Here is a 24,705-nt window from a genome sequence, read left to right as displayed (position 1 = left end):
CTTCTTTATAGCTTATTTTTATATCACCAATAACATAGATTAAACAGCTTGTTGAATAATCACTTCATCCGCTTTGCTGGTGTACTCCGCCATACGATCAAAATTCAAATAACGGTAAGTATCTGCCGCCGTCGCATTAATCTGCTGAGCGTAAGTTAGGTATTCTTCCATGGTTGGAATCCGCCCTAGAATTGCCCCCACCGCTGCTAATTCCGCAGAAGATAAATACACGTTAGCGCCATTACCTAAACGGTTAGGGAAGTTACGCGTCGAGGTCGACATTACCGTCGAATTATCTTTTACTCGTGCTTGGTTACCCATACACAAAGAACATCCAGGGGTTTCAATACGCGCTCCGGCACGACCAAAGATACCGTAATAACCTTCTTCAGTAAGTTGGTCTTTATCCATCTTGGTCGGTGGTGCAATCCATAATCGAGTCTCTAATTGACCGCCAAATTTCTCAAGTAACTTACCCGCCGCACGGAAATGACCAATGTTAGTCATGCACGATCCAATAAACACTTCATCAATCGCAGTGCCTGCAACCTCAGACAATAAACGCGCATCATCAGGATCATTTGGCGCACATAAAATAGGCTCTTTAATATCTGCCAGATCAATTTCGATCACGTGCGCATATTCAGCATCTTTATCTGCGGTCATTAATTCAGGATTCGCTAGCCACGCTTGCATCGCCGTCACACGACGTTCAATGGTACGACGATCGCCATAACCTTCAGCGATCATCCACTTCAACATCACGATATTTGAGTTTAGATATTCAGTGATCGACTCTGGCGACAGTTTAACGGTACAACCCGCTGCACTACGCTCAGCAGATGCATCAGAAAGCTCAAACGCTTGTTCAACCGATAAATGCTCAACCCCTTCAATCTCAAGTACACGGCCTGAGAATTCATTGATCTTGCCCGATTTTTCAACCGTTAATAGCCCTTGTTGAATCGCAAAATAAGGGATGGCATGAACCAAATCACGCAGGGTGATCCCTTGTTGCATCTCACCTTTAAAGCGCACCAAAATAGATTCTGGCATATCGAGCGGCATTACCCCTGTTGCAGCAGCAAATGCCACCAAACCAGAACCTGCGGGGAATGAAATACCTAATGGAAAACGGGTATGAGAATCGCCACCCGTACCGACGGTATCTGGCAATAACATTCGGTTAAGCCATGAGTGGATCACGCCATCTTTAGGACGTAACGCCACCCCACCACGATTCATAATAAAATCAGGTAAAGTATGGTGAGTATTAACATCAATTGGTTTTGGATATGCCGAAGTGTGACAGAAAGACTGCATCGTAAGATCTGCCGAGAAACCTAAACAGGCGAGATCTTTAAGTTCATCACGGGTCATTGGGCCGGTGGTATCTTGTGAACCGACAGTGGTCATTTTAGGCTCACAATATGTATAAGGACGAACCCCATCAACACCACATGCTTTACCGACCATCTTTTGCGCTAAGGTATAACCTTTGCCACTGTCTTTAACTTCAACCGGACGGCGGAATACATCAGAAGCCGATAAGCCTAACGCTTGACGAGCACGATCCGTTAAGCCACGACCAATGATCAATGGAATACGACCACCAGCACGGACTTCATCAATCAATACCTCAGTTTTTAATTTAAAGGTTGAGACAACTTCATCACTATCATGACGACAAACTTGACCTTTAAATGGATAAACATCAATCACATCGCCCATTGCCAGCTTCGTAACATCAACTTCAATCGGTAAAGCTCCGGCATCTTCCATAGTATTAAAGAAGATCGGCGCGATCTTACCGCCAAGCACATAACCCCCCGCACGTTTATTAGGAACATAAGCAATATCATCCCCCATAAACCATAACACTGAGTTTGTGGCTGATTTACGTGATGATCCCGTACCGACCACATCACCGACATACACTAATTGATGACCTTGTTGTTTAAGGGCTTCAATTTGCGTAATCGGACCAATAGTGCCTGCTTGATCAGGGGTGATCCCTTCGCGTGTAATCTTTAACATCGCTAATGCGTGCAACGGAATATCAGGGCGTGACCATGCATCTGGCGCTGGTGATAAGTCATCAGTATTGGTTTCACCACTGACTTTAAATACGGTAAGAGTAATTTTTTCAGCAAGGGCTGGCTTTGATAAGAACCACTCGGCATCCGCCCACGATTGCATGACTTGCTGAGCAAAAGTATTGCCCGCTTTGGCTTTTTGCTCGACATCATAAAATGAGTCAAACATCAGTAAAGTATGAGAAAGCGCAGTAACAGCAATAGGCGCAAGTTCCGCATCATCTAATAATGAAACCAATGGCTCAATATTATAGCCACCTTGCATCGTACCTAATAACTGTGCCGCTTTAGCTTTAGTGACCAGTGATGATTGTGCTTCGCCCGTAGTGATTGCAGCTAAAAACCCCGCCTTTACATAAGCGGCTTCATCAACACCAGGTGGAATACGATTTTCTAATAGATCCAGTAGTACCGCGTCCTCACCTTGCGGTGGTTTTTTTAATAACTCAATTAGCGCGGCAACCTGTTCAGCATTTAGCGGCTGGGCAATAACCCCCTCGGCCGCACGTTCTTCGACGTGTTTACGGTAGGCTTCAAGCACGACATATTCCTCTTATATTGGCTCGACGATAACGTCGAACATCCTTGGAAGTTAAATGATCTCTCACTGATCAGTTATTGTGATTTAATCTAGAATCAACATATTAACGGTTAACTTGAGATCAAAACCGTTAAATACCATAGCATTTTTAACTTAAAATTAAAATAAATCGATAATTTACAACATTAACAATTAAAATAAATACTTCCTTTCTTGCCTAAAAAATACATCTAAAAATTGATAATCAAGAAACTAGATATTATGTGATGAATATCAACATTCTTAGTTAAGGTTGGCGATAAGTCATATTGAGCACCATAAATCACTAAAGTTTTTTCATAAATAAGCCGATATATAAATATATATTTTCATTTCACCGACCATCATTACGTAACTGCGCATGGTCTGTTCATTTGCTCATAAATATAAGCCGTTTTATGAATTACAAACATTTAAGCATTAAATCAAAGCTGATCATCGCAATAACCATGGCAGTACTCGCTTCAACGACATTAGTCAGTGTACTCAGTCAAAGCCAGGTACGAGAAGCTATTACCACTCGAATCTTAGACTTAGAATTACCCTCTATCTTGCTGCAAATTCGCAACAACGTAGAAAAAGAAGTCACTCAATTACAATCAGCTGCAGAGCAATTAGCCAATAACAGTTACGTTATCGACAGCGTGTTAGCCACCAAAGCACCCCAAGACAAAACCCGCTTAGTCAAAGAACTGCAAAATATTCAAAAACAATACCAGTTATTAGATGTCTCTATCGCTAACCGTAACAATGGCGATTACTGGAACCAAAATGGTTTTCTGCGCCAGTTAACACCACATCAAGATCAATGGTTTTTTGATGCTATCAAAATTAACAAAACTCGTAGTCTCAGTATCTTTCGAGAAAAAACAGGTGAGGTAAAACTGTTTGTTAATTATCAGCAGCCGCATGGTAATACCTTGGCGGGGTTATCTAAATCCCTCGATGATATGGCACGTTTTATTAGTCAATTTAAAATTGAACAAACTGGATTTGTCTATTTAGTCGATAGTAAAGGCACGATTAAGATCCACCGTGATAATAATAAAATGCTGGATCACAATTCAATCACAACCCTGTTTGATTCAACCGTTGCCGCAACCTTATTAAATAAACAAAGTTTTAGTGTCGTAGAAACCCAAAATAACAACGAAGATGTCTTTTTAGCGGCGAGTTATATTCCAGCCATGGATTGGTATGTGATTGGTGAACTTCCTAAAAAAGAAGCCTTTGCAGCCCTTACTACTATCCGTAATCAGGTTATTTTATTCACTGCCATTATTGCCGCTATCTTTATTATTATTGCGATTTTTCTAGCCAGCAGCATTACTCGTCCAATTAAAAACTTGGCGTTAATGTTTAAAGAGCTCGGTGAAGGCGATGGTGATTTACGCCACCGTTTAACCGTTGAAGGGAACGACGAAATCGCGCAATTATCATCAGGGTTTAATGGCTTTATTGGTAAGATACACAATTCAATAATCGACGTTGCAGAAACTGGCAATTCCTTACGCCAAGCAGCTGAATCGGTTGCTTCTCAAGCTCAACTTACTCTTGATAATAGCCATAGTCAGCGTGATAGAACTCTGCTGGTTGTAACAGCAATAAATGAAATGGGGGCAACGGTCAATGAAATCGCCAGTAACGCAGCCTTAGCCGCCGAATCAACCCAGCAAGCAGAACAACAAACCCATGATGGTCAACAGGTGGTGAGTGAAGCGAGAAATACCATTAATCAACTGTCATCAGATATTGGTCAAGTCAGTGATGTGATTGATTCATTGGCAAATAATACCCAATCTATTGGTAGTATTTTAGATGTGATTAGAGGGATTTCAGATCAAACAAATCTGCTAGCACTGAATGCAGCCATTGAAGCAGCACGAGCGGGAGAACAAGGTCGAGGCTTTGCAGTTGTGGCTGATGAAGTACGTAATCTTGCGAGTCGAACTGCAACTTCGACTGATGAAATTCAAACGATGATTAACCGCTTACAACAAGAAGCCTCCAATGCAGTTAGCGCAATAGAGCAAAGCCGTCAGTTATCAGACAATGGCGTATCGGCATCGGATCAAGCATCCACCGCATTAATTTCAATTGCGGATCGTATTAGCTTAATTGCTGATATGAATACTCAGGTCGCGACCGCTACCGAAGAACAATCAATCGTGGTACGAGACATTAATTGCAATATTGAAGAGATCAATGAAACCACCCAGTTAACCGCAGAAACAGCAGCGCAACTGGCAGATTCTAGCCAATCATTGCGTCAACTTTCACAGCGTTTGGATGATATGGTGGGCACATTTAAATTGTAATTATGACCACTTGATGGCTATCAGTTCTCGGAACGGTAGCTAGCAAAGCTATATTTAACAAATGAATAAAGTGATAATTAATAAAACTATCGCTAATAAAAAAGCGCCATCAGGCGCTTTTTTTATTCACAGAGCATTAAGCGAGAATTACTTGTTACGCTTTACTGCTTTTGCATTTGGCAGGTCAGTGATTGAACCTTCAAATACTTCTGCTGCAAGACCAATTGATTCATGCAATGTTGGGTGAGCGTGAATAGTTAATGCGATATCTTCCGCATCACAACCCATCTCGATCGCTAGACCAATTTCACCTAACAATTCACCACCATTAGTACCCACGATAGCACCACCGATAACGCGGTGAGTGTCTTTATCGAAGATCATCTTCGTCATACCATCAGCACAATCAGATGCGATAGCACGGCCAGATGCAGCCCATGGGAATGTTGAAACTTCGTAGTTAATACCTTCAGCTTTCGCTTCTTTCTCAGTCTTACCTACCCACGCAACTTCTGGCTCAGTGTAGGCAATTGATGGAATAACTTTAGGATCGAAGTAGTGCTTCTTACCTGAAATAACTTCAGCGGCTACGTGACCTTCATGCACACCTTTGTGAGCAAGCATAGGTTGACCAACAACGTCACCAATCGCATGAATGTGAGCAACGTTAGTACGCATTTGTTTATCAACGTGAATAAAACCACGCTCATCAACATTGATACCTGCTTTCTCAGCATCGATTAGTTGACCATTTGGTACACGACCGATAGCTACTAATACTGCATCATAACGTGTAGGCTCAGCGGGTGCTTTCTTGCCTTCCATTGATACGTAAATACCGTCTTCTTTCGCTTCAACTGCTGTCACTTTCGTTTCAAGCATTAGGTTGAATTTCTTAGAAATACGTTTAGTGAAAACTTTAATGATATCTTTATCAGCTGCAGGAATAACTTGATCGAACATCTCAACAACGTCGACATCAGAACCTAGCGCGTGGTAAACCGTACCCATTTCAAGACCAATGATACCGCCGCCCATAATCAGTAACTTTTCAGGTACTTCTTTAAGCTCTAGCGCATCAGTTGAATCCCAAATACGTGGGTCTTCATGTGGAATGAAAGGCAGTTTAATTGGGCGTGAACCCGCAGCAATAATTGCATTGTCGAATGTTACTGTCGTTTGACCGTCAGCACCTTCAATAACGATTGAATTAGGACCAGTAAATTTACCGTAACCGTTAACCACGTTAACTTTACGCATCTTAGCCATTCCGCCAAGACCGCCAGTAAGTTGGGTAATTACTTTATCTTTCCATAGACGGATTTTATTGATATCGGTTTGTGGCTCACCGAAAATCACGCCATGTTCAGCCATCGCTTTTGCTTCTTCGATCACTTTCGCTACGTGAAGCAGAGCTTTTGATGGAATACAGCCGACGTTAAGACATACGCCGCCAAGAGTATTGTATTTTTCGATTATAACCGTCTCTAGACCTAAGTCTGCACAACGGAATGCCGCAGAATAACCTGCAGGGCCTGAACCCAACACTACTACCTGGGCTTTAATTTCTTTGCTCATCATGACCTCGTTGTAAGTCTTTTATCCCTAACAGGCTATCAGCTATGCTGTACTTTTTAACGCTAAATTTACCGCTAAATTAATTAACAAGTCTACAGAATCGTTAACAACATAAGAAATAAATTACCGCAGCCTGTGAGCTAAACAACAATTCCATGCCTACTTAGCGCAGGCATGGCGTTGTGGATGTGAAATCTTATAGTACCAAACGGCGGATGTCTGATAGACAACCATTTAGGTAAGTAATGAAACGTGCACCTTCAGCACCATCAATCACACGGTGATCGTATGACAATGACAATGGAAGTTGTAGACGCGGTTCAAACTCTTTACCGTTCCATACTGGCTTCATTTCAGACTTAGATACACCAAGGATACCTACTTCTGGTGCATTCACGATTGGTGTGAACGCAGTACCACCTAAGCCACCTAGGCTTGAGATAGTGAAACAGCCACCTTGCATATCAGATGCCGTTAGCTTACCAGCACGTGCTTTCTTAGAGATAGTCATTAGCTCTTCAGATAGCTCGTAAATACCTTTCTTGTTCACGTCTTTAAATACAGGAACAACCAAGCCATTCGGAGTATCTACCGCGATGCCGATGTTGATGTATTTCTTCAAAATCAAGCTCGCGCCATCATCAGATAGTGAAGAGTTGAATGAAGGGAACGCTTCCAGTGCTTTTGCTACCGCTTTAAGAATGAACACAAGTGGCGTGATTTTCATGCCAGTGTCTTTCTTCGCTTCGATCGCGTTTTGATCTTTACGGAATGCTTCAAGCTCAGTGATATCTGCATTATCCCACTGTGTAACGTGTGGAATCATTACCCAGTTACGGTGCAGGTTAGCGCCAGAAATCTTCTTAATGCGAGAAAGTGGCTTAACTTCTGTGTCACCAAACTTGCTGAAGTCAATCTTCGGCCAAGGTAGTAGACCCAACGCTGCGCCATCGCCTTTACCTGAAGCCGATGCTGCTGCACCAGATTCAAGACGCTTAAGTGCATCTTTAACAAAGCTTTGAACGTCTTCTTTCAGTACGCGGTTCTTACGGCCAGTACCTTTAACTTTCGCAAGGTTAACGCCAAACTCACGTGCTAGACGACGAACAACCGGTGATGCATGTGCATAATCGTTGTTTTCTTCAAAGTCGCCAGTCGTTGCCGCAGGTGTTGATGCAACAGATGCTGCCACTGGAGCAGGAGCCGCTACTTGCGCAGGTGCTGCAACCGCTACCGCAACAGGTGCTGCGCCAACAACGTCAAAGATCATGATCAATGAACCAGTAGAAACCTTGTCGCCAGTTGCGATTTTGATTTCTTTGATAGTACCTGCAAACGGTGCCGGAACTTCCATTGATGCTTTGTCGCCTTCAACAGTAATTAAAGATTGCTCTTCTTCTACTGTATCGCCAACTGCAACCATGATTTCAGTTACTTCAACTTCGTCACCGCCGATATCAGGCACGTGAACTTCTTTTGCTGCTGCAACGGCTGGAGCCGCCGCCACAGGTGCTGCAACTGGAGCAGCTACTGCGCCAGAGCCTGCAACTTCAAAGATCATCACAAGTGAGCCAGTTGAAACTTTATCACCCGTTGCAATTTTGATTTCTTTTAGTACACCAGCGAACGGTGCAGGTACTTCCATTGACGCTTTATCGCCTTCAACAGTAAGTAGTGACTGCTCTTCTTCGATGCTGTCGCCGATAGCAACCATGATTTCAGTTACTTCAACTTCATCACCGCCGATGTCAGGCACGTGCACTTCTTTAAGTTCTGCTGTCGCTGCTGCAACAGGCGCAGCAACAGGTGCTGCTTCTGCTACAGGGGCAGCAACCGCTGCGCCTTCAGCTTCAAAGATCATGATCAATGAACCAGTCGATACTGTGTCACCAACAACGATTTTAATTTCTTTCACAATACCCGCTTGAGAAGCAGGCACTTCCATTGATGCTTTATCGCCTTCAACAGTGATCAGTGATTGTTCTTCTTCAACCTTGTCGCCAACGCTAACAAGAATCTCAGTTACTTCAACCTCATCCGCACCGATGTCAGGTACATTAATTTCGATTGCCATTATATTTGCCTCTTACGCGTATAGCGGATTGATCTTATCTGCGTCAATGTTGAATTTAGCGATTGCATCTGCAACAACTGAATTCTCAATGTCACCACGTTTTGCCAATTCAGAAAGTGCTGCAATAACAACGTAGCCAGCATTAACTTCAAAGTGACGACGTAGGTTAGCGCGGCTGTCTGAACGACCGAAGCCATCAGTACCCAGTACTTTAAATGACTCAGAAGGCATGAACGCGCGAACTTGTTCTGCGTAGTTCTTCATGTAGTCAGTCGCAGCGATTGCAGGTTCAGAACCCATAACCGTTGTGATGTAAGGCACTTTCTGCTCAGCTTGTGGGTGCAGCATGTTGTAACGCTCAACATCTTGACCGTCACGGGTCAATTCGTTGAATGATGTTACAGAGTAAACATCAGACGCCACACCGTACTCTTCACTAAGAATTTGAGCCGCAGCACGGACTTCATTCATGATAGTACCAGAGCTCATTAACTGAACTTTTGACGTCTCACCAGCGTAAGATTCAAGCTTATAAATACCCTTACGGATACCCGCTTCAGCGCCTTCTGGCATGCCAGGCATCGCGTAGTTTTCATTCATTACTGTTAGGTAGTAATAAATGTTCTCTTGGTTCTCACCGTACATGCGACGAATACCGTCTTGCATGATAACCGCTAGCTCGTAAGCAAACGTTGGATCATAAGAGACACAGTTTGGCACTGTATTAGCCATGATGTGTGAATGACCATCTTCGTGTTGAAGACCTTCACCGTTCAAGGTTGTACGACCCGCAGTAGCACCTAATAAGAAGCCACGAGCTTGTTGGTCACCCGCCATCCACGCCATGTCGCCAACACGTTGGAAGCCGAACATTGAGTAGTAAATGTAGAACGGAATCATTGGTAGGTTGTTGGTGCTGTATGATGTTGCAGCAGCAACCCAAGATGCCATTGAACCTAATTCGTTGATACCTTCTTGCAGTACCTGACCTGAGTTTGCTTCTTTGTAGTAAGAAACAACGCCACGGTCTTCAGGTGTGTAAGTTTGACCCGCTGGGTTGTAGATACCCACTTGACGGAACAGACCTTCCATACCAAAAGTACGCGCTTCATCACAAATGATTGGTACGATGTTTTTACCAATATTCTTATCTTTCAATAGAATATTTAGCGTACGCACGTAAGCCATTGTGGTAGAAATTTCACGCTTTTGCTCAACCAATAAAGAGGTAAACTCTTCAAGCTCAGGCACTTTAAATTCTTGAGTAAACTTAGGGCTACGCTTAGGTGTGTAACCTAGTAGTGCCTCACGACGAGCGTGTAAGTAGTTAAACTCAGCAGAGCCTTTTTCAAGCTCTAGATAAGGCAATGATTTAATTGCTTCATCAGAAATAAGATCTTGTAGACCTAAACGATCACGTAGGTATTGAACATGGGTCATGTCCATTTTCTTCACACCGTGAGCGATGTTTTTACCTTCCGCTGCATCACCCATGCCGTAACCTTTAACAGTTTTAGCAAGAATAACAGTCGGTTTACCTTGAGTGTCTTTCGCATTCGTAAATGCAGCAAATAGTTTCGATGAATCGTGACCACCACGTTTCAGATCGAAGATTTGCTCATCTGTCATGTCAGCAACAAGTGCCGCAGTCTCAGGGTATTTACCAAAGAAGTTCTCACGTACGTAAGCGCCATCTTTAGATTTAAATGTCTGGTAATCACCATCGACAGTTTCGTTCATTAACTGAAGTAACTTACCGGTAGTGTCTTTTGCTAGTAGTGAATCCCAGTTGTTACCCCAGATCACTTTAACCACATTCCAGCCAGCGCCTTTAAATAGACCTTCTAGCTCTTGAATGATCTTACCGTTACCCATAACCGGGCCATCAAGGCGCTGTAGGTTACAGTTGATAAGGAAACATAGGTTATCTAGCTTCTCACGCGCAGCGAAAGAGATCGCACCGCGTGATTCTGGCTCATCCATCTCGCCATCACCTAGGAACGCGTAAACACGTTGCGCTGAAGTATCTTTAAGACCGCGACCATTTAGATATTTAAGGAAACGTGCTTGGTAAATCGCAGAGATAGGACCTAGACCCATAGATACCGTAGGGAACTGCCAGAATTCAGGCATTAACTTAGGGTGTGGGTATGAAGGAATACCTTTGCCATCAACTTCTTGACGGAAGTTATCAAGCTGATCTGCTGTTAAGCGGCCTTCAACGAAAGCACGAGAGTAGATCCCTGGAGAGATGTGACCTTGGTAATAAACCAAATCGCCGCCATCAACGTCATTAGGTGCGCGGAAAAAGTGGTTAAAACATACTTCGTAGAAAGCAGAAGCAGACTGGTAAGACGCCATGTGGCCGCCTAGGTCTAAATCTTTCTTCGAGGCACGCAATACGATCATGATTGCGTTCCAACGGATGATAGAACGGATACGACGTTCTAGCGTAGTATCACCTGGGTACGCAGGTTGTTGCGCCGCAGGAATCGTATTAATGTAATTAGTATTGATGCCTGTTGCCATATCAACACCGTCTAAACGTGCTTTATCCAATACTTGCTCTAATAAGTACTGGGCGCGTTCAACACCTTCTTCACGAACTACTGATTCAAGAGCTTCTAACCAATCTTGAGTTTCCAGTACATCCAGGTCACTCTTCATGACTTCAGACATGCGATCTATCCTTTCGTTATAATCAACTAAACTAACAATGTCGCGACTTGCAAATGGCCTTTGGCTGATAAAGAACCCTAGTCAAGTCCGTCCTTGCGTTGCTGGATTCGACGGAGAGAGCGTTGACGTCTGCTATCTTCTCGCGATAAATCCAACAAAGTTTCCTCAATATAAGCCAAATGTGCATGGGATGCTTCACGCGCCTTTATAGGCTGTTTTGAAACAATCGCCTCGACAATATTGGCTCTATGTTTGCTTACCTTATCCACCACCGCTTGGTGCCGATTAAGATATTCAAAATTCTGTAATACGTTCTGTTCTAACAACGGCGCTAAGCTACGAATAATATGTAATAACACCACATTATGTGCCGACTCGGTGACCGCAATAAGGTATTGCATAACCGCGGTAGCTTCAGCGGCTAAATCGCCTTGTTGTTGTGCTTGCTGAATACGCACATGACAATCTTTAATACGATTAAAATCATCATCATTACCACGCAGGGCCGCATAATATGCCGCTAATCCCTCTAGCGCATGGCGCGCTTCGACTAAATCTAATTGTGTTTCTGGGTGTGCGGCTAATAAATCTAGCAATGGTTCAGAAAAACTCTTCCATAACTTCTCTGTCACAAAAGTGCCGCCACCTTGACGACGAGTCAGTAAATGTTTGGCCTCTAAACGTTGAATAGCTTCACGAACAGAGGGGCGAGAAACATCAAATTGCTTTGCTAGTTCACGCTCAGGAGGCAGTTGTTGTCCGGGTGATAATGTTCCCTCGACAATCAAACACTCAAGCTCTTTTTCGATAGCCTCACAAAGTTTGGGTTGGCGAATACGTTTATACGTCATTATGATGAATGCTTCTTATAATCAATATGATTGATAACAAAACTAACAACACGGGTAATTGGTATTACCAATTTGCTGACGTGGAAAGTTTACAGAAATAATCATGAAAGTCCACATTCAACTTGATTGAAATCATAGAACGAAGTTTGTTTAACAAAAAACTCACATTAAATACAAAGTAAAACAACAATCACGTTCAAATAAAACTACAGTCAATATTTAAAACCAACACTCAACCAACTATAGCCAACAGTTATTTTTCGTTTTTTATCAATAATATACTCAGTAGTTATTAATAAATAACCGCCTACAACTGGGCTTTATAATTATGCCAATCAAACACTAATCCCGGATCAGTTTTTCGCCCCGGTGCAATAAATTCATGCCCTGTTATTCGCTGGCGAGTAATCGCAGGATACTGCTGCATGATCTTTTGGGTTAAGGTGGCTAATGTTTCATACTGACAATCTGTGAACGGCAAATAATCACAACCTTCAAGTTCAATTCCTATCGAATAGTCATTACATTTATCTCGCCCTTCAAAGCAAGAAATCCCCGCATGCCACGCACGAGCATTGAACGGTACAAACTGAATAATGCTGCCATCACGACGAATCAAGCAGTGCGCCGAAACGCGGAACTGATGAATCAATGCGAAATAAGCATGCTCATTAGGATCAAGCTGACCCGTAAACAGTTGTTCAATATAAGGCCCACCAAATTCACCCGGTGGTAAGCTAATGTTATGCACTACCAGCAGTGATATATCATTCTCAGGGCGGGCATCACAAAATGGCGATGGCACCCGTTTAACGTTATCAAGCCAATGGTCACTGTTGATTGTTAGAGTCATAGAAATCTCAGATTATAGAAAAGGAGTATCGAGTATCGAGTATCGAGATAAAAATTAAAACCTCTCTCCTCGAAAACTGATTTTTTTCCCTGTATGCTTTTACTATCACTCGCGGTAATTCACTTACCGGCAAACTCTTGCTATGGATACGACATGACAACGATGGAACAAAAACACGACAGCAGCACTCGTCTTGCTTACCTTAAACAACAACTGCCATTGGAAATCACCCGCGCGGTTGCTGATGCTTTGCGTGAAGATTTAGGCGGTGAGATTCATGCCAATCGTGACATTACGGCTAATTTAATTGCCGCTGATAGTTACAGCACCGCCACCATTATTACCCGTGAATATGGCGTTTTTTGTGGGCAACTGTGGGCGAATGAAGTGTTTGTCCAATTGGGAGCTGAAGTGGTGATTGATTGGCACGTTGCCGATGGTGATGTCGTCAAACCCAACCAAGTGTTATGTACCCTGAGTGGCCCGTCACGGGTGTTGCTTACTGGCGAGCGTAATGCGATGAACTTTATTCAAACCCTTTCAGGCTGCGCTACCCTTACAGCGGAATATGTTAACCAACTGGTCGGCACTAATACTCGTTTATTAGACACCCGTAAAACCATCCCCGGTTTGCGCAGCGCACTTAAATATGCAGTCAGTTGTGGTGGCGGTTTTAACCATCGCATTGGGGTGTTTGATGCCTACTTAATTAAAGAAAACCACATCATGGCCTGTGGCGGGATTGAAAAAGCAATCGCCACTGCCAAGCAATTAAACCCCGGCAAACCCGTAGAAATTGAAACCGAATCGCTAGCAGAATTAGAACAAGCGATTATTGCTGGTGCGGATATTATTATGCTCGATAATTTTTCATTAGAGATGATGCGTGAAGCAGTAAAAATTAACGCAGGTCGTGCGGCGTTGGAAAACTCTGGTGATATTACCCTGAATAATATTCGCGAATGTGCGTTAACAGGTGTAGATTATATTTCAGTCGGTGCGCTAACCAAGCATGTGCGAGCAATGGATTTATCGATGCGGTTTAGTAACTAACCACCGTCGTTTTCAACAGGGAATGCCGAACTCACCCAGTCATTCCCTACAGTGAATGCCCGCGAGGGCGATAGGGAATCTACTCACTGCGCGTTGTTGAATTGATATTTTCACTGGCTTTTCCTGCTCTCCCTCGCCCCTTATTCACCTCACAACCTGCCACATTTCTGCGCCCCAACTCCAGCCCTATTTTGTAACTGCTGCAACAATGGCATAAATAATTCAAACTGTGCCGAGCAATAACACCACTGTTATTCAATCAATATCTTAAGCCTTTTATTCTAGTTCCACAGCACTACCCCTTTGTCCATGTTGGACAACTTAAAACCTTCAAGGAATGGAATATGAAAAAGCAACAAGGCTTTACCCTTATTGAACTGATGATCGTAGTGGCAATTATTGGTGTGTTATCGGCAATTGCAATTCCGGCTTATAAAGATTATGTAGCTAAAAGTGAAATGGCATCTGCAATGGCAACCATGAAAGCATTAATAACGCCGGCTGAATTACAAATACAAGAAAAGGGTGCTTTAAGTACAGCAGTATCTACATTAGGTATTGAAGAGGGATCAAATACTTTAGGCAAAATTACTGCAACGGCAGATACACTCGTTTTTACATTTGATGAAGGTTCATTATTAAATAAAACGCTTACATTTACTCGAGACCCTGATACTGGTTGGAAATGTGTTTCCACTGCAGAGACACCAACTGTTGAAGGCTGTCCAAATAGCTAATGCAAACCAACCTCGCTTCGATCCTGTTCCAAGCTGAGTTAATCAGCGCCGAACAAGAGCAGCAAATAGTCGAGTCGGTGACGGCGGAAGGGATCAATGTCCCAACCGCCATTACTCGCCTAGGTATCATGGCGGATGATGAACTAGCACGTTCATTATCGCACCTGTTTAATCTAGATCGAGTGGATGTTCACCATTATGACTTTCAAGGTTGCTGTCAAAGTGTCTACCAACGTGAATTGGTGTTACGCCATCGCGTGCTGCCGCTTGCGCAAGACAATAGCACCCTTTTTGTCGGCCTTAGCGATCCTACCAATGTCGAGGCGCAGGATGAGTTTCGCTTCGCCATTGGTAAGAACGTTGAACCACTGTTATTAGAAAATAAACAACTTGAATCGGCGATTCGACGGGTTTACGGCAGTGATATTGGTGATGTCGGTAACAGCCGCCAAATCAGCGATGAAGATTTAGGTAACTTAATTGATATTAACGATCTTGAAATTGATGACTCAACCGATTTAAGTCAAGACAGCGCCCCTGTTACCCGTTATATCAACCAAGTATTAATGGATGCGCTGCGCCGTAAAGCATCAGACATTCACTTTGAACCCTATGAAACCAGCTATCGAATTCGGTTTCGCTGTGATGGCATTTTACATCAACATTTAACCCCTCCGTCAAGTTTGTCGCGGCGGTTATCAACCCGTTTAAAGGTAATGTCAAAGCTCAATATTGCCGAACGTCGCCAACCACAAGATGGACGCATCAAGCTTAAATTATCGGAATCACTGGCGATTGATTTACGGGTATCGACCCTGCCCACGTTATGGGGTGAAAAAGTCGTACTGCGGATTTTAGACAGTTCCAGTGCCAGCTTAAATATTGATATTTTAGGGTATAGCGATGCTCAAAAGCAGGCTTATTTAAACGCCCTGCAACGCCCGCAAGGGATGATTTTAATGACGGGACCAACAGGCAGCGGCAAAACCGTATCGTTATATACCGGCTTAAGTATTTTAAATACCGATGAGCGCAATATTTCCACCGCTGAAGATCCGGTGGAGATCAACCTTCAAGGCATTAACCAAGTTCAGATCAACAATCTCGCCGGACTGGGGTTTGCAGAAGCATTACGATCATTTCTACGTCAAGACCCTGATGTGGTGATGGTTGGTGAAATTCGTGATTTAGAAACCGCCGAAATTGCGGTTAAAGCCGCCCAAACAGGGCACTTGGTATTATCAACGTTGCACACCAATTCAGCGGCAGAAACCATTACCCGTTTAACTAATATGGGAGTTGAAGATTTTAACCTTGCGTCATCACTGAGTTTAATTATTGCACAGCGGTTAGCACGCCGATTATGCAGTCACTGTAAACAACCGCACCTGCTGGATGACTTAACCTGTGAGCGCTTAAAACTGCCACTCAACACCAGCGTTTTTCAAGCCAATAAAGAAGGCTGTGATGATTGCAATAAAGGCTACGTTGGACGGGTGGGTATTTATGAAGTGATGCAGTTTAGCCGTGAGATTGCCGAAGCATTAATGCAAAATGCCACCAGCTTACAATTAGAAGATATTGCCGCCAGCCAAGGTATGCAACGATTACGAGAATCAGGCGTCGATAAATTAGTTGATGGCATTACCAGCCTTGTCGAATTACAACGGGTACTGCAACTCTGATCTCACCATCGTGTTATTGCTTGCAGCGCCCTTTAAACAATCTCTGTATTTTATTAAAAAGGATTTATTATGGTTGTTGCCACTAAAATTCGTTACTACCAATGGCGTGGCGTCAATCAAGCCGGACGTAAAGTCTCTGGCGTCACGATGGGATTTCAAGAACAAGAAGTTCGCCATCAGCTTACCGAGCAAATGATCAATATTAAAAAGATCAAGCGTACCTCTCCTGGCACCTTAAACCGCCTTCGCAATCAAATGAAATCCGAAGATGTCACCATGGTCACTCGTCAATTAGCCACCATGGTTGAATCAGGCGTACCTGTAGTACAAGCCCTAACACTGATGGCGAACAGTCATCATAAAGCAGAAATGCGCGCGACCCTTATTCAGGTCACCAATCAAGTTGAAGCGGGATCGTCATTATCCAAAGCGATGCGTTCCAGCTCGCCATTGTTTGATAAATTCTATTGCGACTTGGTCGATACTGGCGAGCAGACGGGGCACCTAGGGCAAGTATTTTCGCGTATTGCCATTTATCGTGAAAAAGCCGAAGCCATGCGCAAGAAGATCATCAAAGCGATGATCTACCCGTCAATGGTATCCATCACTGCAATATTAGTTACAGTACTCATGTTGGTATTTGTTATTCCGCAGTTTGCGGCTATTTTTAGTGGCTTTGGCGCTGAATTGCCGTGGTTTACTCGCCAAGTAATGAAAGCGTCCGATTTTTTAATTAATTATGGGCTTTATCTTGGACTTGGAATATTAATTACGATTATCGGCTACCGTTATAGCTACCACCATTATTATCGTTTTCATTACCGTATGGATAAACTGAGCTTAAAGTTACCGATTGTTGGAGAGGTATTACTCAAGGCGACGATTTCTCGTTTTTCTCGTACCCTCGCGACCACCTTTAATGCGGGTATCCCACTGTTAACGGGTATTCAATCAGCAGGAAAAATCAGTAATAACCTTTATATTGAACAAGCCATTGATGAGGTTTATAACAGCACCGCCGCCGGAATGCCTTTATACGTAGCCTTACGTCAAGCCGATGTTTTTCCTGAATTAATGCTGCAAATGGTGATGATTGGTGAAGAATCTGGCGCACTTGATGATATGCTCAATAAAATGGCACAGTTATACGAAGATGATGTTGATAATACTGTCGATAACTTGGGTCAAATTTTAGAACCGTTTATTATCATTATTCTTGGTATCATTATCGGTGGTTTATTAGTTGCGATGTACATGCCTATTTTTACGCTAATGAGCGTTATGGGATAATTTCAACGTATTCAATAGCCATGATATTAACGTTAATCGATGTATTTTTTAAGAGAGCACTTCATGGCTGTACTGAGTTATTACCCGTGGCTATACCCGCTGTTTGCAACACTCTTTGGTTTATTAATTGGCAGCTTCCTCAATGTGGTCATTTACCGCCTGCCAATCATGATGGAACGCCAATGGCGTCAAGAATGTCAGGATTATTTCCCAGAACTGGATGATCCACAATCCAATGATGTAACCCCATTTAATTTAAGTGTGCCTCGCTCTCGCTGCCCTCATTGTCATCATGCTATCAGTGCGTTGGAAAATATTCCGGTTATTAGCTGGTTAGCTTTAAGGGGTAAATGCCGCGAGTGTAAAGCACCGATCAGCAAACGCTACCCTGCGATTGAACTCCTAACGGCCATGATTAGCTTAACTGTCGCATTAGTATTACCGCCAACATGGTGGGCTGTTGCAGTGTTAGGTTGTAGCTTTGCCCTGATTGCGCTGACGTTTATTGATATCGACAAAATGCTACTGCCAGATCAAATCACGCTACCATTAATGTGGGCGGGTATTTTATTCGCTCTTATTGGTATCAGTCCGATTTCATTAACCGATTCAATTATTGGTGCAATGGCAGGATATTTATCACTGTGGTCAATTTTTTGGGCATTTAAGCTGCTGACAAAAAAAGATGGCATGGGTTACGGTGATTTTAAGCTATTAGCAGCTATCGGTGCGTGGGTGGGCTGGTCATTATTACCGTTTGTGGTCTTACTATCTTCTCTTGTCGGAGCGATATGTGGCATTGTCATGCTACGAATAAAGCATGAAGATCAACAAACCCCGTTCTCTTTTGGACCATATCTTGCTGTTGCTGGCGGGATTGCTATGCTATGGGGCGAACCAATTTTACATTGGTATGTTAGCTCTTATTTAGGATTCTGATTGATGACAATGGTGATTGGTTTAACAGGTGGAATTGGCAGCGGTAAAACGACTGTTGCTAATTTATTTGGTGCTTATGGAATTGATTTAATCGATGCCGACATCATAGCCCGCGAGGTAGTCGCCATCGGTAGTGTCGGTTTAGCGCGTATTATTGAAAAATTCGGTAACGACATACTGCTTGCTGATGGAAATCTAGATCGTAGCCAATTAAGAGCTGCAATATTTAGTGATCCACAACAGAAAAACTGGCTCAATCAACTGCTACATCCGTTGATCCGTGACAAAATGTTAGCAGATATCGATCGCGCGACTTCCCCGTATTGCCTACTGATTGTGCCGTTAATGATTGAAAATAACCTTCAAACCCTAACTGATCGCTTACTGGTAGTTGACGTTGACCAACAAACACAGATAATGCGTACCCAACAGCGAGATAATGTATCGCTTGAGCAAATAAAAAATATTCTTGCCGCACAAGCATCACGCCAACAGCGGCTTGATGCTGCCGATGATATCATTTGTAATAACGGTGATAATCAGGCACTGTTAACGCAAGTTGCTCAGCTACACCAATATTATCTCGCACTTGCACAAACTGCGAAATAACGCTTAGCGTGCATTCATTATTTTTTGATTTTCACTGGTTTTCCGTTATGCAAATACATAGCTATGAACATCCTCTAAATGAAAAAGTGCGTATTTACTTGCGCCTTGAACACTTACTCAAACAATTACACCACAGCAGCGAACTTAACGATCCGTGGCAATATACGATTTTCTTTAATGCATTGTTTGATTTTCTAGAATTAATAGAACAAATCCCAGTTAAAACCGATCTTGCTAAAGCGCTCAATAATCAAAGTATTAAATTGAAAGCATGGCTAGATTATGACGGCGTTGATCCCATCGCGATCCAGTCATTACTCGATAATATGAGTCATGCTCAGAAAAACCTATTAGCTGCACCACGTTTAGGTCAAAGCCTACGTGAAGACCGTTTTCTAAGCTCGATTCGTCAACGATTTTCGATTCCTGGTGGTACCTGTAGTTTTGACCTGCCAGCGCTGCACTTCTGGTGTCAACAACCACTAGAAGAACGTCAACAAACAATGCAAGCATGGCTCGATCAATTGGCTGAAGTCGATGAAGCACTCAAGCTATGGCTACACTTAGTCCGTCAATCTGCACAATACCAACCACAATCAGCACATAACGGTTTTTTCCAAAATGATGCTAGCTTATCGTGTTTACTTCGCATTGAAATCGATGCAAGCTATGGTGTTTATCCTGTTATATCCGGTCATCGTAGCCACTTCTCTATTCGTTTTTCTCCTTATGAAGAAGGAACGACAGTGGCAACCAATATCGACTTTAAACTAGCTATTTGCTGAGGTAACTATGTCGCAATCTCAACCGACTGTGGTGAAATGTCCAACCTGTAAAACTGACGTTGTCTGGGGTGAACAAAGCCCATATCGTCCTTTCTGCTGTAAACGCTGCCAATTAATTGATCTTGGAGAGTGGGCAGATGAAGAAAAAGCCATTGCTAGTGCGCCAGATATGTCTGACACTGATGTGTGGTCAGAAGATAACTACTAAAAACCACCATGCTATTTAGCAACTTATTGCTGATCAAGGGCGAACTAATATTACTATTAGCTCGCCCTTTTTAATGGCTACATTATTACTGACTGATTTTATGTAGGTACTACGTTATGACAAAAAAAGTGATAATCAAAAAACGAATTTGGATCGCAGCAGGGATCATTCTAAACCCAACTCAAGATCGAATTTTCATTACGCGTCGCCATGCTAATGCCCATCAAGGTGGATTATGGGAATTTGCAGGTGGCAAAGTAGAAGCCAATGAAACCGCTGAGCAAGCGGTTATTCGTGAACTTAACGAGGAAGTGGGGATTCAAGTCACTACGCTAACGCCATTGATTAGCCTTGCTCATGATTACCCCGATAAATCCTTACAGTTTGATTTTTTCGCCATCACAGCATTCACAGGTGAAGCGTGTGGTAATGAAGGTCAAACTGGATTGTGGGTCGCAATTCACGATCTTGATCAGTATCCATTCCCTGACGCTAATGTAGCGGTATTGGCGAAGATAGCAGCGGTTTATGGGGAATAAAAAAAGGTCGCTCTAGGCGACCTTTTTTATAACAGCTTAACAGCGATCTTAGTCGATCTTACCGTGACACTGCTTGTATTTCTTACCAGAACCACATGGGCAAGGCTCATTACGGCCGACTTTACGCTCTTCGCGCTCAAACGTACCTTGATGACCATTGTCTTCTGCTGGTGATGATTCATCAGCAATTTGATTGTCTGCATTTTGATGTTGGAATTGTTGACGATGTGCTAGCATTTCTGCCATTTGACGACGTTCGTCTTCCATACGATCAACTTCTTCCTGCTGCTGTACTCGTACCTTACTTAAGATAGAAACAACATCACTCTTCAAGTTATCTAACATCTCTTCAAACAGTTCAAACGACTCACGCTTGTACTCTTGCTTAGGGTTCTTTTGTGCATAACCACGTAGGTGAATACCTTGACGAAGATGATCCATTGCCGCTAGGTGTTCTTTCCATAATGTATCAAGGTTTTGCAGCATTACCGTTTTTTCAAAGTTCCGTAGCACTTCAGCGCCAACAACTTGTTCTTTCTCACGGTACAACTCAAATGCTTTTTCGATAATACGTTCACGAAGGGCTTCTTCATAAAGCTTATCTTCAGTGTCTAACCAATTTTTAATCGGGAACTCTAAATCAAAGTCTTCTTTTAGACGCGCTTCTAGGCCGTCGATATCCCACATTTCTTCTAGCGATTGCTGAGGAATGTAGTTATCAATAATTGCGTTCAACACGTCTTCACGGTTGTGCTCAATCATTTCACTGATATCGTTAGCATTCATAAGCTCATCACGTAGTTCATACACTACCTGACGCTGATCATTAGCGACGTCATCAAATTCAAGTAATTGCTTACGAATATCGAAGTTACGTCCTTCAACTTTACGTTGTGCGTTTTCGATAGCTTTTGATACCCATGGGTGCTCAATCGCTTCGCCTTCTTCCATACCTAGCTTCTTCATCATGCCTGAAACACGATCAGAGGCGAAGATACGCATAAGGCCATCTTCCATTGAAAGATAGAAACGAGACGAACCAGCATCACCCTGACGACCTGCACGACCACGTAACTGGTTGTCGATACGACGAGATTCATGACGCTCAGTACCAAGGATGTGTAAACCACCGGATGCTAATACTGCATCATGCTTGATTTGCCAATCAGCACGAATCTTTGCGATTTGCTCATCAGTAGGATCAATCAGTTTCTCAACATCCGCCTTCCACGAACCACCTAGCATGATATCAGTACCACGACCGGCCATGTTAGTTGCGATAGTTACCGTACTTGGCGAACCCGCTTCAGCAATAATATCGGCTTCTTTTTCGTGGAACTTAGCATTCAGTACGTTGTGCTTGATACCTGCATCTTTCAACGCTTTAGATAACAGCTCTGATTTTTCAATCGACACTGTACCGACAAGACATGGCTGACCATTTTTAACACGCTCAGAAATATCTTTACTGATTGCCACGAATTTCTCAGCTTCAGTCATGTAGACTAAATCGCCGTTATCAATACGTGCCATTGGGCGGTTAGTCGGTAACACTACCGTATCTAAATTATAAATAGACTGGAATTCAAACGCTTCAGTATCCGCAGTACCTGTCATACCTGATAATTTCTCGTATAAACGGAAATAGTTCTGGAAGGTAATCGATGCCAAGGTTTGGTTTTCGTTTTGAATCTTAACGCCTTCTTTCGCTTCAACAGCTTGGTGAAGACCTTCAGACCAACGACGACCTGGCATAGTACGGCCAGTATGTTCATCGACAATGACAACTTCATCATCTTGAACAATATAATCGACGTCTTTTTCAAACAACACGTGTGCACGTAAACCGGCATTAACGTGGTGCAGTAAACTAATATTAGCCGGAGAATATAGAGTATCGTTCTCAGCCATAATGTCATTTTTAATCAATAATTCTTCAATGAATTCTTGACCCGTTTCAGTAAAGTGCGCTTGCTTTGATTTTTCATCGACAGTGTAGTGACCATCGCCACGATAATCAGCGCTATCTTCTTTATCTTGACGAACAAGCAACGGAATTAAGTGATTAATCTTAATGTACATTTCCGAGCTATCTTCAGCAGGACCAGAGATAATCAACGGTGTACGCGCTTCATCAATTAGGATGGAGTCAACTTCATCGACAACCGCAAAGAAGCGCTCGCGTTGAACGCGATCTTCAGGACGGAACGCCATGTTGTCACGTAGGTAATCAAAACCAAATTCGTTGTTAGTACCGTAAAGTATGTCGGCAGCGTATGCTTCTTTTTTCGCTGGCGGTGACATATTAGGTACGTTAACGCCAATAGTCATACCGAGGAATTCAAATAATTCACGGTTAGTTTCGGCATCACGCGCAGCGAGGTAATCGTTCACGGTTACGATGTGAACGCCTTTACCTGTAAGGGCGTTAAGATATGACGGCAATGTTGCAGTAAGAGTTTTACCCTCACCAGTACGCATTTCAGCAATTTTACAGTCGTTTAAAACCATGCCACCAAGTAGCTGTACGTCAAAGTGACGCATGCCATAGACACGGCTTGATGCTTCGCGAACAGTCGCAAAGGCTTCTGGTAGTAGTTGATCTAGCGTTTCGCCTTGATCTAAACGCTCACGAAATTCAGCTGTTTTTACTTGCAGCTCATGATCTTGTAGGCTTTCAAACTGAGGTTCTAGCTTATTGATTTGATCAACAATTTTGCGCATACGACGCAGAGTGCGGTCGTTACGGCTACCGATAACTTTAGTCAGTAGTTTTGATAACATGGTGATGCCGGTTTCTCTTTGTTATATCAGCGTTTCTATTGCTGAATCGCTTAATTCGGGTTTCATTCCTTGGGGGACCTAAGCCATCCTTATCCCACAGGAATTGTCACGACGGTGACTAAGAAGTTAATCCTAAAACATGTGTTAATTGATATTGTGTCGCGATAGTCGCTTTTCAAGGGTTAACATTACTATCCTAACAAAAAGCACCTTACTCAATGCTAAACTAATACTGTTTATTGCCATCTAAGTACAAAAACACGCTGGTGACTGCGACTTAGCAGACATATCGCTCAACATATATTAACCTATATACCTAATATAATAAGTCATATTCGTGTCATCGCCTATGATAAAAGCCACTGCGCAGGTTTTTATCTTTGATAATGAAGATCATATCCGCAAAAGTAACATTTTTATTCTGTCGAATATCCAGGAATTAAAATCATGAGAGATCATCGCCCCCAAACCGCAGCACATCTACTTGATAGTGATGGTCTAACATCGATTCAACAACGGGCAGCGGCATTAAACCAACTGAATACTGCGGTAAAAAGCCACCTTAATTGTGCCGAGCATTGTCGAGTCAGTAATTATCGACAAGGGGTGTTAATCATTGAAACAGAATCAGCAGCATGGTCGATGCGACTTAACTATGAACGTTACCAATTAACGCTTAAATTACGCGAGAAATTATTACCCAAATTGCGTGAGATCGAAGTTAAGGTAAACCCCATATTGGCAGCAGTGGCAATTCGTAAACAAGATAAAATTCCCGATATTATTCAAAAGCCAATCAGCCATGTGGCCGCGCAACATCTGTTAGCAACAGCGGCTAATGCTCCAGATAAAGTCAAAGTCTGTTTAGAACGACTGGCTAAGCTAGCACAAAAAAATACTCGCTAATGCTTTGTTGAATGCGAATGTCGTATCGGTAAAGAATGTCACCTCGCTAAAAAATATCGCATCGGCAATTCGACAAATAACAGATACAAAAACGCCGAACATTTATGCTCGGCGTTTTTTAATACAAGGCAGTTGCGTGAT

General features: G+C 42.9%; 18 protein-coding genes. 11 read left to right on the top strand and 7 right to left on the bottom strand.

All coding sequences use genetic code 11. The features are described 5' to 3' along the window. Positions 1-39 precede the first annotated feature (39 nt). Positions 40-2,637, bottom strand: coding sequence for a bifunctional aconitate hydratase 2/2-methylisocitrate dehydratase (acnB, locus tag CIK00_RS09030; protein WP_101768558.1), 2,598 nt, complete (start codon positions 2,635-2,637; stop codon positions 40-42). A 437-nt stretch (positions 2,638-3,074) separates the two neighbouring features. On the opposite strand from acnB, the gene CIK00_RS09025 reads away from it, so the two are divergent. After that, complete coding sequence (locus CIK00_RS09025; RefSeq protein WP_101768557.1) at positions 3,075-4,994, top strand: methyl-accepting chemotaxis protein; 1,920 nt, start codon at positions 3,075-3,077, stop codon at positions 4,992-4,994. Between the two features lie 147 nt (positions 4,995-5,141). Here the strand turns inward: CIK00_RS09025 and lpdA are convergent, their stop codons facing one another. From lpdA to ampD, 5 genes are all read right to left on the bottom strand, one after another. Then, positions 5,142-6,572 (bottom strand): dihydrolipoyl dehydrogenase, encoded by a 1,431-nt coding sequence (gene lpdA, locus CIK00_RS09020; protein ID WP_101768556.1) that lies wholly within the window; start codon positions 6,570-6,572, stop codon positions 5,142-5,144. Between the two features lie 196 nt (positions 6,573-6,768). Beyond that, entirely contained in the window at positions 6,769-8,646 is a 1,878-nt protein-coding gene (gene aceF / locus CIK00_RS09015; RefSeq protein WP_101768555.1) for a pyruvate dehydrogenase complex dihydrolipoyllysine-residue acetyltransferase, read from the bottom strand. A 12-nt stretch (positions 8,647-8,658) separates the two neighbouring features. Beyond that, positions 8,659-11,325, bottom strand: coding sequence for a pyruvate dehydrogenase (acetyl-transferring), homodimeric type (gene aceE, locus CIK00_RS09010; protein ID WP_101768554.1), 2,667 nt, complete (start codon positions 11,323-11,325; stop codon positions 8,659-8,661). A gap of 77 nt (positions 11,326-11,402) precedes the next feature. Further along, on the bottom strand, positions 11,403-12,176 hold the full coding sequence (pdhR, locus tag CIK00_RS09005) for a pyruvate dehydrogenase complex transcriptional repressor PdhR (protein WP_101768553.1): 774 nt from the start codon (positions 12,174-12,176) through the stop codon (positions 11,403-11,405). A 307-nt stretch (positions 12,177-12,483) separates the two neighbouring features. Then, positions 12,484-13,029, bottom strand: coding sequence for a 1,6-anhydro-N-acetylmuramyl-L-alanine amidase AmpD (gene ampD, locus CIK00_RS09000; RefSeq protein WP_101768552.1), 546 nt, complete (start codon positions 13,027-13,029; stop codon positions 12,484-12,486). A gap of 162 nt (positions 13,030-13,191) precedes the next feature. On the opposite strand from ampD, the gene nadC reads away from it, so the two are divergent. The 9 genes from nadC (at position 13,192) to mutT (ending at position 20,874) form a co-directional block, all read left to right on the top strand. Next, positions 13,192-14,082 (top strand): carboxylating nicotinate-nucleotide diphosphorylase, encoded by an 891-nt coding sequence (nadC, locus tag CIK00_RS08995; protein WP_101768583.1) that lies wholly within the window; start codon positions 13,192-13,194, stop codon positions 14,080-14,082. A 344-nt stretch (positions 14,083-14,426) separates the two neighbouring features. After that, the gene (locus CIK00_RS08990) at positions 14,427-14,819 is read left to right on the top strand and encodes a pilin (protein WP_101768551.1); all 393 of its coding nucleotides are present in this window, start codon (positions 14,427-14,429) and stop codon (positions 14,817-14,819) included. Continuing rightward, entirely contained in the window at positions 14,819-16,504 is a 1,686-nt protein-coding gene (gene pilB, locus CIK00_RS08985; RefSeq protein WP_045037346.1) for a type IV-A pilus assembly ATPase PilB, read from the top strand. The genes CIK00_RS08990 and pilB overlap by 1 nt, the downstream gene beginning before the upstream one ends. A gap of 69 nt (positions 16,505-16,573) precedes the next feature. Next, positions 16,574-17,794, top strand: coding sequence for a type II secretion system F family protein (locus CIK00_RS08980; protein WP_167388540.1), 1,221 nt, complete (start codon positions 16,574-16,576; stop codon positions 17,792-17,794). A gap of 63 nt (positions 17,795-17,857) precedes the next feature. Then, the gene (locus tag CIK00_RS08975; protein WP_101768549.1) at positions 17,858-18,733 is read left to right on the top strand and encodes a prepilin peptidase; all 876 of its coding nucleotides are present in this window, start codon (positions 17,858-17,860) and stop codon (positions 18,731-18,733) included. A gap of 3 nt (positions 18,734-18,736) precedes the next feature. Beyond that, a complete protein-coding gene (coaE, locus tag CIK00_RS08970; RefSeq protein ID WP_101768548.1) occupies positions 18,737-19,342 on the top strand; it encodes a dephospho-CoA kinase in 606 nt (201 codons plus the stop codon). A gap of 47 nt (positions 19,343-19,389) precedes the next feature. Beyond that, positions 19,390-20,127, top strand: coding sequence for a cell division protein ZapD (gene zapD / locus CIK00_RS08965; protein WP_101768547.1), 738 nt, complete (start codon positions 19,390-19,392; stop codon positions 20,125-20,127). 7 nt (positions 20,128-20,134) lie between these two features. Continuing rightward, entirely contained in the window at positions 20,135-20,335 is a 201-nt protein-coding gene (gene yacG / locus CIK00_RS08960; protein ID WP_101768546.1) for a DNA gyrase inhibitor YacG, read from the top strand. A gap of 116 nt (positions 20,336-20,451) precedes the next feature. Continuing rightward, on the top strand, positions 20,452-20,874 hold the full coding sequence (mutT, locus tag CIK00_RS08955; RefSeq protein ID WP_269154995.1) for an 8-oxo-dGTP diphosphatase MutT: 423 nt from the start codon (positions 20,452-20,454) through the stop codon (positions 20,872-20,874). Between the two features lie 48 nt (positions 20,875-20,922). On the opposite strand, the gene secA is transcribed toward mutT, so the two are convergent. Next, the gene (secA, locus tag CIK00_RS08950; RefSeq protein ID WP_101768545.1) at positions 20,923-23,658 is read right to left on the bottom strand and encodes a preprotein translocase subunit SecA; all 2,736 of its coding nucleotides are present in this window, start codon (positions 23,656-23,658) and stop codon (positions 20,923-20,925) included. 447 nt (positions 23,659-24,105) lie between these two features. Between secA and CIK00_RS08945 the strand changes: the two genes are divergently transcribed. Further along, entirely contained in the window at positions 24,106-24,564 is a 459-nt protein-coding gene (locus CIK00_RS08945; protein WP_101768544.1) for a DUF721 domain-containing protein, read from the top strand. Positions 24,565-24,705 lie beyond the last annotated feature (141 nt).

The sequence above is a fragment of the Photobacterium carnosum genome, assembly GCF_002849605.1.
In the GTDB taxonomy this organism is placed as follows: domain Bacteria; phylum Pseudomonadota; class Gammaproteobacteria; order Enterobacterales; family Vibrionaceae; genus Photobacterium; species Photobacterium carnosum.
Note: the sequence above shows the minus strand (reverse complement) of the source record. Positions and strands in the feature narration are given on the sequence as shown.